The sequence below is a fragment of the Wolbachia endosymbiont (group A) of Volucella inflata genome (assembly GCF_947250665.1).
In the GTDB taxonomy this organism is placed as follows: Bacteria; Pseudomonadota; Alphaproteobacteria; order Rickettsiales; family Anaplasmataceae; genus Wolbachia; species Wolbachia pipientis.
Map to the genome: position 1 here is coordinate 1343538 of NZ_OX366338.1, position 14474 is coordinate 1358011.

The window sequence follows — 14474 nt, forward strand, 5'->3', positions numbered from 1 at the left end:
GCTATAATAGACGAAAGAAGATTTGAAGACACGAATTTAACTGAGAGTGATGAATATTATAAGCACGGAGTAGTGAAATTCTTTGGCTCAACAGCGTTTGAAGGTGTAGTAAAAGAATATAAAAATAAAGTAGTTACGTTGTTTACTTCGCCTCCATACCAAATTTCTGCTGGAGATAAATATTCAATACTTGCAGGTTGCGATAAAACATTTCCAACTTGCAGAAGCAAGTTTAACAATACTGTAAATTTTCGTGGTGAACCCTATATACCAGGTTTTTATATTGTTTAGCAGCACAATTTTCAATATCATGAATACATGGAAAGGTGGCTGAGTGGTCTAAAGCACACGCTTGGAAAGCGTGCACATATGAAAATATGTCGGGGGTTCGAATCCCCCCTTTTCCGCATATTACTTCTAGAATAGTATAAAACCCTCGGTCGCGCACAGTTATCTAAGTGGAGAAAGTCACCTCTCCCCACTCGACTTCAAAACCGGACTTGTGACTTTCACCACATCCGGCTTCTCTCTAACTTGGTGTTTGTTATACATACTTCTCCATGTAATTAACATTTCAAAGCTTGGTAAATTTGTTTTTATAGCTTAAATACAGCATTCTCTATATTACTAGAGAAGTCGTATTCATTCATACCTAACACTTAATGTTGGCTCATAACATATTAACCACTACTCACAACTTTACCTTCCAAATTACAGTGTCCACGTCAGCATATCTTAAACATTACTTTAGGCCTTGGCTTCTTAGACAATCCCTCATTATAGGTGCATACGGGTGGCTCCCTGCTTAAAGAATAAGAGCATCTATAATGTTACTCCGTTCCATGAAATTGTTTCATGTTAGACTTAGGTTCCAACTTTTTGCCGGGAGATGGGAAACATCTTAATCAGACCAGTCAAGTTCTAATTATCCACTTTCTCCGTACCTTTTGGTCTATGCGTTAACCAACCTTATTTCGCATATCGTTCGTTACGACAATTCAGGCATTGGTTCCTCTCGTAACCATATCTAACTCTGTTTGCAGGGATTCACTATAAGGTTTAGTGTTACCTGCTTTTATCTCATGCTTGCATCCTAGGCTCTGTGGACAAAAAATATGAAAAGAGAGAAAAAGATGGTAGTTTAGCCTAATAGGTAAAAAATGGAGAAACTACCATATGCAATATTACATCAAAGAGGAAAATTGGAAACAAATTTTAGAGTTCATAAAAAGCGTAAAAGGAATGCACAGCAAAGATGAAAAACGTTTAAGAATATTCATAGAGGCAGTGTGGTACATAGTGCGAAGTGGTTGCCAATGGAGACTTTTACCAAAAACTTATGGTAATTACAGGAGTATACATAAGCGATTTAAAAGATGGTGTGAAAGAGATGTCTGGAAAAAATTGCTTGAATATACTAAACAAGAGCCTGATTTAGAAGTTGCTATAATCGACGGTACGATCATCCGAGGCCATCCATGTTCATCTGGATATACAAAAAACTCCAAGGATCAAGAAGCTTTAGGGAGGAGCAAAGGTGGCTTTACAACTAAAATACATGCGCTTGTCGATGCACTTGGAAATCCACTTAAATTTACTCTGACTCCTGGTCAAAGAAATGAAATTACGCAGGCACAAGTGTTGACCGAAAGTATCTATAACTCTACTGTAGTAGCTGACAAGGGCTACGATAGCAATGCCTTTGTTACAAGTCTTGAAGACAAGGGATGTACAGTAGTTATTCCGCCAAAACGGAATCGAAAAGTGCAAAGGTATTACGATGAGCATATCTACAAAGAACGTCATTTGATTGAGTGTTTTTTTGGTAAAATTAAAAATTTTAGGCGCATTTTTTCCAGATTTGATAAAACTGCTGAGGTTTTTATGGGTTTTCTCAATTTTGTTGGAGCTCTTGTATGGCTTCTCTAAAATTTTGTCCACAGAGCCTAGCAAAGTCTGATAGATCAGATGCAAGAGCTCTTGCTCAATATGGATTTGAACGCCATAGAACTATCTCTCTATTTGTACCTACCTCTACAGAACAATCAACTTTGGCTGCACTTTGTCAACGTCGTGATGATATTACGCAAATGAGAACTCAAGAAAAATGCAGACTTGAAGCACCGGAAAATGATCATATAAAAGAAAGCTGTCAAAAGACCATTGAGTTTTTCGATAGTCAAATAAACGAACTCAATGATACTATACAAAAGATTATTGATGAAAGCCGCGAATTACAACAACGCCAAAAAATTCTTAAAACAGTTCCTGGAATAGGTAAAAAGTTATCACAAGATTTTTTGTGTTTAATGCCAGAGCTTGGTTACTTAAACAGAAAAGAAGTAGCAAGTCTTGCCGGAGTTGCACCGCATCCAAAAGAAAGTGGTAAAGCTGTTGGTTACCGAAGGATTACAGGTGGTAGAAGTAACGTTCGTTCAAAGCTCTTTACAGCCGCTATGGCTGCTACAAGGTCAAAATCTATACTTGGCGCCTTTTATTCTAAGCTTGTTGAAAGTGGTAAGAAGAAGATGGTGGCTATAACAGCCCTAATGCTTAAAATTATAGTAATTGCTAATACAAGACTTAAAGAAGCAATTAATTTGCATACTTAAAAATCTTCACAACGGTAACTGAAATCGGCTAATGAATATGTGCGTCCACACAGACTTAAAGCACATATTCATTAGCTTAAGCAGAAATTGCTGTGGTAGCTGTTTGATATAAAATTCTATTTCTATGACAAACGGGTTTTTATTGCCCATATAATTTGCAAAATTACACAAATAAAAAAATTTTTAAAAAACATAGTTGATACAATAGCAAGCCAAATTACTGCTATAGAGAATAAGATTAGTGCTGATGGACATAAATTACTAAGTGAATATAAATTTATTGATAATTGTTATAGTGGCTCTGATATAATACGTCCTAGTTTAGAAAAATTAAGAGATCAAATAGCAGAAGGTAATATTAATAAGGTTTATATCCATTCTCCTGATCGTTTGGCTCGCAAATATGTACATCAAATGTTATTAGTTGATGAATTTAAGAAATTGGGTGTAGAAACAGTTTTCTTGAATTGTCAAATTGACGATAATCCAGAATCTCAATTACTATTACAAATACAGGGTATGATAGCAGAATATGAACGTGCAAAAATTATGGAACGAAGTCGTAGAGGCAAGATTCACGCAGCCAATAAAGGCAGTATAAATGTAATGAGTGGAGCTCCTTATGGCTATCGTTATATAAATAAGCATATAGGAGGAGGACAAGCCTTTTTTGAAATTAATGAAGAGGAAGCTGAAGTCATTCGTAAAATGTTTTTTTGGGTGGGAAGGGGAAGAGTAAGCATTGGAGAAGTATGTCATAGATTAAGAGCTATGTCCATCGTAACACGAACAGGAAAAAGGTATTGGGATAGGAGTGTAGTCTGTCGTCTATTACAAAATCCTGCTTATAAAGGACAAGCAGCATTCGGTAAAAAAAAGCTAGGAGTAAAATTAAAACACGTAAGACCACAGAAACGCTCTTGTGAGCAACTGAAAGACAATTATTCTACTTTTCGTACTGATAAAGAAAATTGGATTTATATTCCTGTACCTAATATTATAAACGAAGATTTATTTGATATAGTTCAAGAACAGCTAACTGAAAATAAAAGAATAGCTAGGCTCTGTGGACAAAATTTTAGAGAAGCCATACAAGAGCTCCAACAAAATTGAGAAAACCCATAAAAACCTCAGCAGTTTTATCAAATCTGGAAAAAATGCGCCTAAAATTTTTAATTTTACCAAAAAAACACTCAATCAAATGACGTTCTTTGTAGATATGCTCATCGTAATACCTTTGCACTTTTCGATTCCGTTTTGGCGGAATAACTACTGTACATCCCTTGTCTTCAAGACTTGTAACAAAGGCATTGCTATCGTAGCCCTTGTCAGCTACTACAGTAGAGTTATAGATACTTTCGGTCAACACTTGTGCCTGCGTAATTTCATTTCTTTGACCAGGAGTCAGAGTAAATTTAAGTGGATTTCCAAGTGCATCGACAAGCGCATGTATTTTAGTTGTAAAGCCACCTTTGCTCCTCCCTAAAGCTTCTTGATCCTTGGAGTTTTTTGTATATCCAGATGAACATGGATGGCCTCGGATGATCGTACCGTCGATTATAGCAACTTCTAAATCAGGCTCTTGTTTAGTATATTCAAGCAATTTTTTCCAGACATCTCTTTCACACCATCTTTTAAATCGCTTATGTATACTCCTGTAATTACCATAAGTTTTTGGTAAAAGTCTCCATTGGCAACCACTTCGCACTATGTACCACACTGCCTCTATGAATATTCTTAAACGTTTTTCATCTTTGCTGTGCATTCCTTTTACGCTTTTTATGAACTCTAAAATTTGTTTCCAATTTTCCTCTTTGATGTAATATTGCATATGGTAGTTTCTCCATTTTTTACCTATTAGGCTAAACTACCATCTTTTTCTCTCTTTTCATATTTTTTGTCCACAGAGCCTAGTTGCACTTTGTCAACGACGTGATGACATTACACAAATGAGAGTTCAAGAGAAATGTAGACTGAAAGCACCTGAAAACGAGCATATAAAAGAAAGTTGCCAAAAAACCATTGACTTTTTTAACGGTCAGATAAATGAGATCAATAATGCAATACAAAAAATCATTGATGAAAATCTAGAGTTACAAAAGCGCCAAAAAATACTTAGAACAGTACCGGGAATAGGTATCAAGTTATCTCAAGATTTTGTATGCCTGATGCCAGAACTTGGCTACTTAAACAAAAAAGAAGTTGCAAGTCTTGCTGGAGTTGCCCCGCATCCAAAAGAAAGCGGTAAAACTATTGGTTACCGAAGGATAACAGGTGGTAGAAGCAATGTTCGTGCAAAGCTTTTTACTGCTGCTATGGCTGCTGCAAAGTCTAAATCTGTACTTGGTGCTTTTTATTCTGATCTCATTGGTAGAGGTAAAAAAAGATGGTAGCTATAACAGCTCTAATGCATAAAATTATAGTGATTGCTAATGCAAGACTTAAAGAAGCAGTCAACGTAAATTTTTAAAATCTGTATAGAAAATAGGTTGATGAATATGTGCGCCCACACAAATTTAAAGCACATATTCATCAACCATACGGTCTAAGCAGTGGTAGTTGTTTGATATAAATTTCTTTCTGTAGTAAACTAGGTGTACAGTCCCAGAGTGTGATGGTATGATAAAATATGAGAAAAAAATACCATCAAAGGAGGAGTTATGGGACAAATATTACATGGGTGCGCCAAAACAACACAGACGATTCGTAGAGCAATACAAAATAGAAAAGAGAGCATAGCAAAACTCTCCAAGCATTATAACCTTAATCCAAAAACTATTATTAAGTGGAGAAAACGTTCATTTACGAAAGATGCTGATATGGGTCCAAAGCGTCCAAGATCGACTGTTTTAACGCTAGAAGAGGAAGCTATAATAGTTACATTTCGCAAGTATACACTACTGCCACTAGATGATTGCCTTTACGCTCTGCAGTCTACAATTCCGCATTTGACTCGCTCTAGCTTGCATCGTTGTTTACAAAGACACAACATTAGCAGATTACCAACTGTTGATGGAGAAGTTAAGTCAAAAAAGAAATTCAAACAATATCCTATCGGTTACTTTCATATTGATATTGCTGAAGTTAGAACTGAGGAGGGCAAATTACATTTGTTTGTTGCTATTGATAGGACATCCAAATTTACCTATGTTGAGTTGCGTAACAGTGCTACAAAACCCATAGCTGCTGAGTTCTTACGTAATTTGATTAGAATTTTACCGTATAAAATCCATACTATTTTGACAGATAACGGTATACAATTTACAAACCAGAAGCGTCATAAGTATGCTTTCCAACATATATTTGATAGAGTTTGCGAAGAGAATGTTATTGAACATCGTTTGACAAAAGTTAGCCATCCTTGGACGAATGGGCAAGTCGAGCGTATGAATAAAACTTTAAAGGATGCTACAGTTAAGAAGTATTACTATCAATCGCACCAGCAACTTAAAGAACACCTTTATAACTTTGTTATGGCTTATAATTATGCAAAGAGACTCAAAACTCTTAAGGGTCTTACTCCTTATGAATTTATATGTTATCAGTGGACACAGTCTCCAGAATTATTTATACTAAATCCACACCATCACACTCTGGGACCATACACCTAGTACTTTTCGTCTAGGAAATAGAGTTCCAGCCTTAATTGAGAATGCGTCCGCTAGTCTTTTTAAGTCTGCAGTTGGAATACCTTGTACCCCTTGTTCATATTTTAGCAGCGTGTAATATTTTATGCCTGTTTTGTCTGCTAAATCTTTTATGGTATATTTTTTTTTAACCTCCAGCTTCTTACTTTTTGTGCTATTTTGTATCTTACAGGATTAATATGCTTTGCTATCATTACTAGTTGCTAACGATCACTTCTTTCACGGAAACAACCATGTATACCTCATCGTAAGCGCTTACACAAATTTGTATCTGAATAAAAACATTAATTTCTTTATACTCGCTGCAGCTTTGATGGTTTTCTGTTCTTGGTTTCCTTTCTCGCAAGCCTGTCTGCTTCCTCGTTTGCCAGTGTACATTACTACTTTTTTTGTATTCATACTTACTCAGATATAACTTCAATTGTAAAATTTTCCACTAAAAATTATTGAATACTATTTTTGAGTTATTTATAACAAGGGTGTGGGAGGTTAATCTCACGGTGTTAGGTAATTGAGTTTTTACGCTCGTATTTTTATTAGGCTCCCACACCAAAAAGCGTATCTTTGATGTCTCCTACAGCTCCAAATTTATGACATCCATTTGCTGGTCTTTTAAGGAGCTTTACAGAAGGGTTAGTAAAAAGATCTATAAAAGGACATCTAAAGCAAAGAATGCGATTCTAAGCCCACCTCTGAAGGTCATTTTTTTCTCGAAGCTTAAAAAAACAAAACTCAATATAAAAACGTTGAATATTTCTTCAGAATTGTGTATAATTATTAATGCTTTTTAAGGTTCTTTCTTATGACTTTTTCTAAGTTCCTCGATCCTAAATATGACCTGCCCTTCAAACGAGTGTTCGGCACCGAAAAAAATAAGAAGATTCTTATCCACTTTTTAAATGACATCTTAGGGTTTACTGGTGTTAACACAATTCAAGATGTTAAGTTTCTTAGCACTATTATGGATCCTGAGATTGCTTCTGATAAACAGAGTATTGTTGATGTCCTCTGTAAGGATTCTTTCGGGAATAGATATATTGCAGAGATGCAGCTCGCTCGTGACAAGGGCTTTGAAAAACGTGCACAACTTTATGCTTCTAAAGCTTACTCAAGACAATCTGGCAATTACATTGATTTTAAGAAAGTATTCTTTATTGCTATTTCCAACAGTACGCTATTTCCTACAGAGGTTGAGTATATTTCCACTCACAATATACGTGATGTAAAGACTAACGGACATTACTTAAAAGATTTTCAATTTGTCTTTATTGAGTTGCCTAAATTTACAAAGAACAAAGTAGAGCAACTAGAGAGTACAGTAGAAAGATGGTGTTTTTTTTTCCGGTATGCAGAAGATACTACAGATGAAGACCTAAAAGATATTGCAGAAAAATCACCAATAATAAAGCTTGCATATGATGAATTAGACAAGTTTAGTTGGGAAGAAGAGGATCTAGCAGCATACGAAGAAAGAGTATTGAGTGTACAGAAAGAAGCTGCTATTTGGGAACAACGCCTTGATGATGCTCGAGATGAAGGTAAAGAAAAAGGCATCCTCATCGGACATGAAAAAGGCAGAAAAGAAAGGGAAATTGAAGTCGCAAAAAACCTACTTAAAGCAGGTGTTTCTATTGATATTATAGCTCAAACTACTGGTCTTACAGTTAACGAAGTCAAAGACTTAAGCTAATTCTATCTTTGGGTGTGATGAACATCTTTGTACTAGATGAAAACCCAGCAATTGCAGCGCAAATGTTATGTGATAAGCATATAGTAAAAATGCCATTAGAAACTGCTCAGTTATTAAGTAATGTTTTTTCAATAGCATTAAAAGCGCCAAATCCTTTTGTCAGTACCACAGATCAGAATATAGCAGTTCCATATAAACTCACTCACAGCAATCATCCTTGTTCTTTATGGGCTAGGCAATCGAAAGGGAACTTTTGTTGGTTGATAGAGTATGGAAAAGAATTGTGTAAAGAGTATACACAGCGATACAAAAGAAAGCATAAATCAGAGGAAGTAATAGATTGGTGTGATAGTAATAAGGATTTACTCATTTTTCGATCAACTGATATGCAAGCTTTTATACAAGCACTGCCCGATCGGTATAAATGTAGTAGTCCTATAAAAGCTTATAGGGAGTATTACCTACAGGAAAAGATGAGATTCGCTAAGTGGGAAAATGGCAGAGGAGCACCAGATTGGATAAGTGGCTAAAAACTCACTTAGGCCGGTATCTCTATGGAAATGTTCAAAAAAGCATACGCGTCAAGTTAAGGCCCAATATAGCACCATTTAAACTTGTTTATTACATTTATTTTTTGGGAAATTTTGATCTAAAATAAGATAATTCTTTTAGAAGAGTCTATAAATTACTAGCTTTATTGCTTAATATTTAAAATAATTTTTATCACTTTTCTTTTTCCTTATGCTACTTCCCTTAACTTGACGCGTATGCTTTTTTGAACATTCCCCAGCTATAAACAGTGTCTTTCCTAATGCGGAAGTGCAGATGTGTATAGTACATCAGATATACATCTTACTGAAGTCTGTGGTTAAAATGTTGCACCACTTCCAGGTTTATTTTCTTTTTTTAACTGACCAACACCTCTACCCCTACCTCTACCAGGAGTCGTAAGCTTCTCTATTTGTGAACCATTCATGCTAGTATTAGGATTATGGCTAGGTCTTGAAAGATTCGTGACTTTCTTTTCCTCTTCTCTCTCCTGCTTTTTGGGTAATTGGCTGGATCCAGATATACTTCCATCCTTACCGGAGAAAGGCTGTACTCGTAATGTTGCACCACTTCCAGGTTTATTTTCTTCTTTTGACTGACCAACACCTCTACCTCTACCAGGAGTCGGAAGCTTCTCCATTTGTTTTGTTAAATCATTCATGCTAGTAACTGGTCTTGTTGCACCATTTAAAGCAGTTCCAGGTTCATTTGACTGACCAACATTGCTAATCTCAAGATTCCCCATTTTCCTCTCTAATCCTTTATCCTCTGACTGACCAACAAGGAGTTTTTGAAGAGCATCTTTATCCTCTATTACTTCCAACCCCATCAACTTATTTGTTATTATCTCTGATATTTTGTTATTATATTCACTACCTAGTTTCGATAATTTTTTAAATATTGTAATAAGACTCTGATCAAACTTTCCTCTTAAGTTAGATTTATCCTCTAACTCATTTATAATATTAACAAAACCCTTTAGGCCAGATAAAATATTTTCTTTTGGCTTATTCCCCTTCAAGTCACTATCTCCACTTTTATCTATACTAGTACTTAAACATTCCATTAAAGGAACTAGCATTTTACTTTCAGATGTTATTAAATTTTTTAATTTCAGCTTTGGTAAATCAGTAATAATTTGAGAAGTGAATCTTATATTATCTAAAATATTATCTTCTTCATTTTGCTTCTGAGCAATAGCTTGAACTTGTTCTTTCAGCTTGGCCGTGAGAGATTTGAATTCATTAGTATTCCATCCATCATTACTCCATTTCAATAAAGCACTATAGATCTTAGCGATGCCCTTAAGATTATAGCCTTCTATGCAACTTCCTCTCTCTGCTAACTTAACAATGAGAGACTTTAATTCCTCCTGCTCATTACTTATCCACTTATTACCAAGAATATTTAGCTTCGAGAAGGCATTAAAGGTATTGGCAATATCCTGGGAATTAAATTGTGTAGATGATTGAATTCCTTGCTTTGCTAGATTAACAATGAGATCCTTAAACGTCTCTTGGTGACCTTCCCACCGTGAATCATGAAAAACATCCAACTTCGATAAGGCATTAAAGGTATTGGCAATATGCTGAGAATTAAATTGTGTAGATGATTGAATTCCTTGCTCTGCTAGGTGTACAGTCCCAGAGTGTGATGGTATGATAAAATATGAGAAAAAAATACCATCAAAGGAGGAGTTATGGGACAAATATTACATGGGTGCGCCAAAACAACACAGACGATTCGTAGAGCAATACAAAATAGAAAAGAGAGCATAGCAAAACTCTCCAAGCATTATAACCTTAATCCAAAAACTATTATTAAGTGGAGAAAACGTTCATTTACGAAAGATGCTGATATGGGTCCAAAGCGTCCAAGATCGACTGTTTTAACGCTAGAAGAGGAAGCTATAATAGTTACATTTCGCAAGTATACACTACTGCCACTAGATGATTGCCTTTACGCTCTGCAGTCTACAATTCCGCATTTGACTCGCTCTAGCTTGCATCGTTGTTTACAAAGACACAACATTAGCAGATTACCAACTGTTGATGGAGAAGTTAAGTCAAAAAAGAAATTCAAACAATATCCTATCGGTTACTTTCATATTGATATTGCTGAAGTTAGAACTGAGGAGGGCAAATTACATTTGTTTGTTGCTATTGATAGGACATCCAAATTTACCTATGTTGAGTTGCGTAACAGTGCTACAAAACCCATAGCTGCTGAGTTCTTACGTAATTTGATTAGAATTTTACCGTATAAAATCCATACTATTTTGACAGATAACGGTATACAATTTACAAACCAGAAGCGTCATAAGTATGCTTTCCAACATATATTTGATAGAGTTTGCGAAGAGAATGTTATTGAACATCGTTTGACAAAAGTTAGCCATCCTTGGACGAATGGGCAAGTCGAGCGTATGAATAAAACTTTAAAGGATGCTACAGTTAAGAAGTATTACTATCAATCGCACCAGCAACTTAAAGAACACCTTTATAACTTTGTTATGGCTTATAATTATGCAAAGAGACTCAAAACTCTTAAGGGTCTTACTCCTTATGAATTTATATGTTATCAGTGGACACAGTCTCCAGAATTATTTATACTAAATCCACACCATCACACTCTGGGACCATACACCTAGAGCTAAAGCCATCAAAAACGAGAATAACTCATACTCTAAAGGGAGAAAAGCCAGGTTTTGACTTTCTGGGGTTTACGGTAAGACAATATCCAGTAAATCGTGGTAAGAGAAGCCATAAAACAATAATTATGCCAAGTCGCGAATCCGTGAAACAGCATACATGGGTCATCAAACACAAACTGAAGAAATTGCGTGGTGAATCGCAGGGAGCAGTAATAAAACACATTAACCCAATTATTAGAGGATGGTGTCAATATTACACTTCAGTAGTATCATGTAAGATATTTAGTTTGTTAGATCACATTATGTTTGGAAAACTTTGGAAATGGGCAGTATATAAACACCATAACAAAGGAAACCGCTGGATCAAGGAAAAATACTTTAAAAAGTATGGTAACGATAATTGGCGATTTATGACAAGTAATGGAGTAAATCTTACCAGACATGGAGATTACGTTATAAAACGGCATACCAAGGTGAAAGGAACCAAGACACCATATGATGGTGATTGGGTATACTGGGGTAATCGTCTGAAGAGAGTACCAGATAAGCCAACAAGAGTAACAAATTTATTGAAGTTACAACAGGGTAAGTGTGATTATTGTCAACTTTGGTTTAAAAATGATGATATTTTGGAAGTACATCACAATGACCAAAACAAGAAAAACAATATAACCAAAAACTTATCTTTGTTACATGGACATTGCCATGATAATTTACACAGAAAGTGTGCATGACAAGCACCAAATTGCAGAGGAGCCGTATGACGGTAACCTGTCACGTACGGTTCTGCAGTCGAGTGGGGAGAGGTGACTTTCTCCACTTAGATAACGTCGCTATAGCGTAACATACTGGTAGAGTAACTACAAGGTGGTGAGGCACAGAACAACTCTACCGGTATGCGCTTTCTTAGCATGTAAAGGTTAGTATATCAAAAAGAAATATGCAAGAGGTGACTTTCTCCACTTAGATAACGTCGCTATAGCGTAACATACTGGTAGAGTAACTACAAGGTGGTGAGGCACAGAACAACTCTACCGGTATGCGCTTTCTTAGCATGTAAAGGTTAGTATATCAAAAAGAAATATGCAAGCATCGAACAGACGAAATCTGTCAAATCAGAAAGAAACACACAAATTTAAGTTTTTAGTAGTTTTCAAGTATAGTTGTACAGGAAGCGCCTCTGCAGTTATGACCGACATTTTCAATGGTGCCTAAGTGCCCGTATGCAAGGATGGTTTTGGAAGGAACGGTCAAATCATTGATGGAGTCATTTAGACTACCTCGGTTAGGAGATTGTACTATCAACCGTTCCAAGCTGAAGCGTTTCCCTATTACAAATTATATGTAGGAGTTACCATGAAAAAAGTAAAAAGTAAATTAGAAATAGTGAATCCTAATGCAGCAGGAATAGACATTGGTTCAGCTGTACACTATGTGTGTGTACCTGAAGGAAGAGATGAACAACGCGTTCAGAAATTTGGCTGCTTTACTGAAGACCTTCATAACTTAGCACAGTGGTTGAAAAAGTGTAAAGTTACAACAGTAGCTATGGAATCAACAGGAGTATATTGGATTCCTTTATTTCAAATACTTGAGTCATACAAATTCGAGGTAAGATTGGTAAATGCACGGCATGTAAAGAATGTACCTGGTAGGAAGTCTGACGTTCAAGATTGCCAATGGCTCCAACAACTGCATAGCTACGGACTGCTTCATGGATCGTTTAGGCCAGATAATCAGATGTGTGTATTGCGCAGTTACGTGCGGCAACGCAAAAATCTCACTGAAAGTGCATCTACACATATTCTGCGTATGCAGAAGGCATTAATTCAAATGAATATACAATTACACAAGGTTATTAGTCATATTACTGGGATAACTGGTATGAAAATCATTGAAGCTATAATTGAAGGCGAAAGAGATCCTGAGAAATTGGCTAAATTCAGGGATGCACGAATAAAAAATGATCAGTCTACTATTGCAAAAGCGTTAGCTGGTGACTATAGAGAGGAACACTTATTCACGCTAAAGCAAGAATTTGAACTATATAATATTTATCAAGAAAAAATAGCAGAATGTGATAGAAATATTGAAGCCTATTATAAAACGTTTGAAACAAAGTCTTGTGAAAGCAAACAGCTAAGTAAGCAAAAGAATAAAAATAGCAAAAGTAAGCCAAGCTTTGCTTTGTATGAGGAACTGCACCGAATAACTGGTATGGATTTCACTAAAATTCCTGGATTTGATGTATTAAGTATACAAACCATAGTTTCAGAAGTTGGTATAAACCATAGTAAATGGCCAACAGAAAAGCACTTTTCATCGTGGTTGGGACTCAGTCCTGCTAATAAAGTTACAGGGGAAAAAGTGTTTAACACAAGAACACGTAAAGTCATTAACCGTGCTGCAAATGCTTTGCGAATAGCTGCTCATTCTGTAGGAAATAGTAAAAGTGCGTTGGGTGCATACTACAGAAGATTGAAAAAACGACTAGGCTCTGTGGACAAAATTTTAGAGAAGCCATACAAGAGCTCCAACAAAATTGAGAAAACCCATAAAAACCTCAGCAGTTTTATCAAATCTGGAAAAAATGCGCCTAAAATTTTTAATTTTACCAAAAAAACACTCAATCAAATGACGTTCTTTGTAGATATGCTCATCGTAATACCTTTGCACTTTTCGATTCCGTTTTGGCGGAATAACTACTGTACATCCCTTGTCTTCAAGACTTGTAACAAAGGCATTGCTATCGTAGCCCTTGTCAGCTACTACAGTAGAGTTATAGATACTTTCGGTCAACACTTGTGCCTGCGTAATTTCATTTCTTTGACCAGGAGTCAGAGTAAATTTAAGTGGATTTCCAAGTGCATCGACAAGCGCATGTATTTTAGTTGTAAAGCCACCTTTGCTCCTCCCTAAAGCTTCTTGATCCTTGGAGTTTTTTGTATATCCAGATGAACATGGATGGGCTCGGATGATCGTACCGTCGATTATAGCAACTTCTAAATCAGGCTCTTGTTTAGTATATTCAAGCAATTTTTTCCAGACATCTCTTTCACACCATCTTTTAAATCGCTTATGTATACTCCTGTAATTACCATAAGTTTTTGGTAAAAGTCTCCATTGGCAACCACTTCGCACTATGTACCACACTGCCTCTATGAATATTCTTAAACGTTTTTCATCTTTGCTGTGCATTCCTTTTACGCTTTTTATGAACTCTAAAATTTGTTTCCAATTTTCCTCTTTGATGTAATATTGCATATGGTAGTTTCTCCATTTTTTACCTATTAGGCTAAACTACCATCTTTTTCTCTCTTTTC

Annotated in this window: 11 protein-coding genes, 1 tRNA gene and 4 pseudogenes; 12 read left to right on the forward strand and 4 right to left on the reverse strand. The window is 35.9% G+C overall.

Annotated elements, in window-relative coordinates; translation table 11 throughout:
* Positions 1–3: 3 nt before the first annotated feature.
* The 5 genes and pseudogenes from OOK85_RS06860 to OOK85_RS06880 form a co-directional block, all read left to right on the forward strand.
* A pseudogene (locus OOK85_RS06860) lies at positions 4–291 on the forward strand (phage BR0599 family protein); the annotation flags it as partial.
* A 29-nt stretch (positions 292–320) separates the two neighbouring features.
* A tRNA-Ser gene (locus OOK85_RS06865) sits at positions 321–407 on the forward strand.
* Between the two features lie 769 nt (positions 408–1176).
* The gene (locus OOK85_RS06870) at positions 1177–1929 is read left to right on the forward strand and encodes an IS5 family transposase (protein WP_264702164.1); all 753 of its coding nucleotides are present in this window, start codon (positions 1177–1179) and stop codon (positions 1927–1929) included.
* Between the two features lie 14 nt (positions 1930–1943).
* A pseudogene (locus OOK85_RS06875) lies at positions 1944–2612 on the forward strand (transposase); the annotation flags it as partial.
* Between the two features lie 237 nt (positions 2613–2849).
* Entirely contained in the window at positions 2850–3725 is an 876-nt protein-coding gene (locus tag OOK85_RS06880) for a recombinase family protein (protein ID WP_264704221.1), read from the forward strand.
* Here the strand turns inward: OOK85_RS06880 and OOK85_RS06885 are convergent.
* Complete coding sequence (locus OOK85_RS06885) at positions 3691–4443, reverse strand: IS5 family transposase (protein WP_264702164.1); 753 nt, start codon at positions 4441–4443, stop codon at positions 3691–3693. The two genes, OOK85_RS06880 and OOK85_RS06885, sit on opposite strands and share 35 nt — an antisense overlap.
* Before the next feature lie 76 nt (positions 4444–4519).
* On the opposite strand from OOK85_RS06885, the pseudogene OOK85_RS06890 reads away from it, so the two are divergent.
* A pseudogene (locus OOK85_RS06890) lies at positions 4520–5082 on the forward strand (transposase); the annotation flags it as partial.
* A gap of 190 nt (positions 5083–5272) precedes the next feature.
* Positions 5273–6223, forward strand: a complete 951-nt coding sequence (locus OOK85_RS06895) for an IS481 family transposase (RefSeq protein WP_264702189.1) — start codon at positions 5273–5275, stop codon at positions 6221–6223.
* Here OOK85_RS06895 and OOK85_RS06900 read toward each other — a convergent pair.
* Complete coding sequence (locus tag OOK85_RS06900; protein ID WP_319803678.1) at positions 6185–6424, reverse strand: helix-turn-helix domain-containing protein; 240 nt, start codon at positions 6422–6424, stop codon at positions 6185–6187. The two genes, OOK85_RS06895 and OOK85_RS06900, sit on opposite strands and share 39 nt — an antisense overlap.
* Before the next feature lie 637 nt (positions 6425–7061).
* On the opposite strand from OOK85_RS06900, the gene OOK85_RS06905 reads away from it, so the two are divergent.
* A complete protein-coding gene (locus tag OOK85_RS06905) occupies positions 7062–7949 on the forward strand; it encodes an Rpn family recombination-promoting nuclease/putative transposase (protein WP_264703000.1) in 888 nt (295 codons plus the stop codon).
* Positions 7950–7966: 17 nt separating this feature from the next.
* A complete protein-coding gene (locus OOK85_RS06910) occupies positions 7967–8479 on the forward strand; it encodes a pyrimidine dimer DNA glycosylase/endonuclease V (RefSeq protein WP_264703003.1) in 513 nt (170 codons plus the stop codon).
* A gap of 338 nt (positions 8480–8817) precedes the next feature.
* Here OOK85_RS06910 and OOK85_RS06915 read toward each other — a convergent pair whose 3' ends face one another.
* Positions 8818–10206 carry a DUF1601 domain-containing protein gene (locus OOK85_RS06915; protein ID WP_264703005.1) on the reverse strand — a complete coding sequence of 463 codons (1389 nt, stop codon included), beginning with the start codon at positions 10204–10206 and terminating at the stop codon, positions 8818–8820.
* Here OOK85_RS06915 and OOK85_RS06920 point away from each other — a divergent pair.
* The 3 genes and pseudogenes from OOK85_RS06920 to OOK85_RS06930 form a co-directional block, all read left to right on the forward strand.
* Positions 10198–11148, forward strand: coding sequence for an IS481 family transposase (locus OOK85_RS06920; RefSeq protein WP_264702189.1), 951 nt, complete (start codon positions 10198–10200; stop codon positions 11146–11148). The genes OOK85_RS06915 and OOK85_RS06920 overlap by 9 nt on opposite strands.
* A gap of 128 nt (positions 11149–11276) precedes the next feature.
* Positions 11277–11885, forward strand: a complete 609-nt coding sequence (locus OOK85_RS06925; protein WP_264703007.1) for a group II intron maturase-specific domain-containing protein — start codon at positions 11277–11279, stop codon at positions 11883–11885.
* 622 nt (positions 11886–12507) lie between these two features.
* A pseudogene (locus OOK85_RS06930) lies at positions 12508–13654 on the forward strand (IS110 family RNA-guided transposase); the annotation flags it as partial.
* Between the two features lie 8 nt (positions 13655–13662).
* Here the strand turns inward: OOK85_RS06930 and OOK85_RS06935 are convergent.
* Positions 13663–14415, reverse strand: a complete 753-nt coding sequence (locus tag OOK85_RS06935) for an IS5 family transposase (protein ID WP_264702259.1) — start codon at positions 14413–14415, stop codon at positions 13663–13665.
* Between the last annotated feature and the right edge of the window lie 59 nt (positions 14416–14474).

Excerpts from the sequence above, each read along its gene's own strand:
- OOK85_RS06905 (WP_264703000.1), top strand. The coding sequence starts at position 7,062 with ATGACTTTTTCTAAGTTCCTCGATCCTAAATATGACCTGCCCTTCAAA.
- OOK85_RS06910 (WP_264703003.1), top strand. The coding sequence starts at position 7,967 with ATGAACATCTTTGTACTAGATGAAAACCCAGCAATTGCAGCGCAAATG.
- OOK85_RS06925 (WP_264703007.1), top strand. The coding sequence starts at position 11,277 with ATGCCAAGTCGCGAATCCGTGAAACAGCATACATGGGTCATCAAACAC.
- OOK85_RS06920 (WP_264702189.1), top strand. The coding sequence starts at position 10,198 with ATGGGACAAATATTACATGGGTGCGCCAAAACAACACAGACGATTCGT.
- OOK85_RS06935 (WP_264702259.1), bottom strand. The coding sequence starts at position 14,415 with ATGCAATATTACATCAAAGAGGAAAATTGGAAACAAATTTTAGAGTTC.
- OOK85_RS06870 (WP_264702164.1), top strand. The coding sequence starts at position 1,177 with ATGCAATATTACATCAAAGAGGAAAATTGGAAACAAATTTTAGAGTTC.
- OOK85_RS06895 (WP_264702189.1), top strand. The coding sequence starts at position 5,273 with ATGGGACAAATATTACATGGGTGCGCCAAAACAACACAGACGATTCGT.
- OOK85_RS06885 (WP_264702164.1), bottom strand. The coding sequence starts at position 4,443 with ATGCAATATTACATCAAAGAGGAAAATTGGAAACAAATTTTAGAGTTC.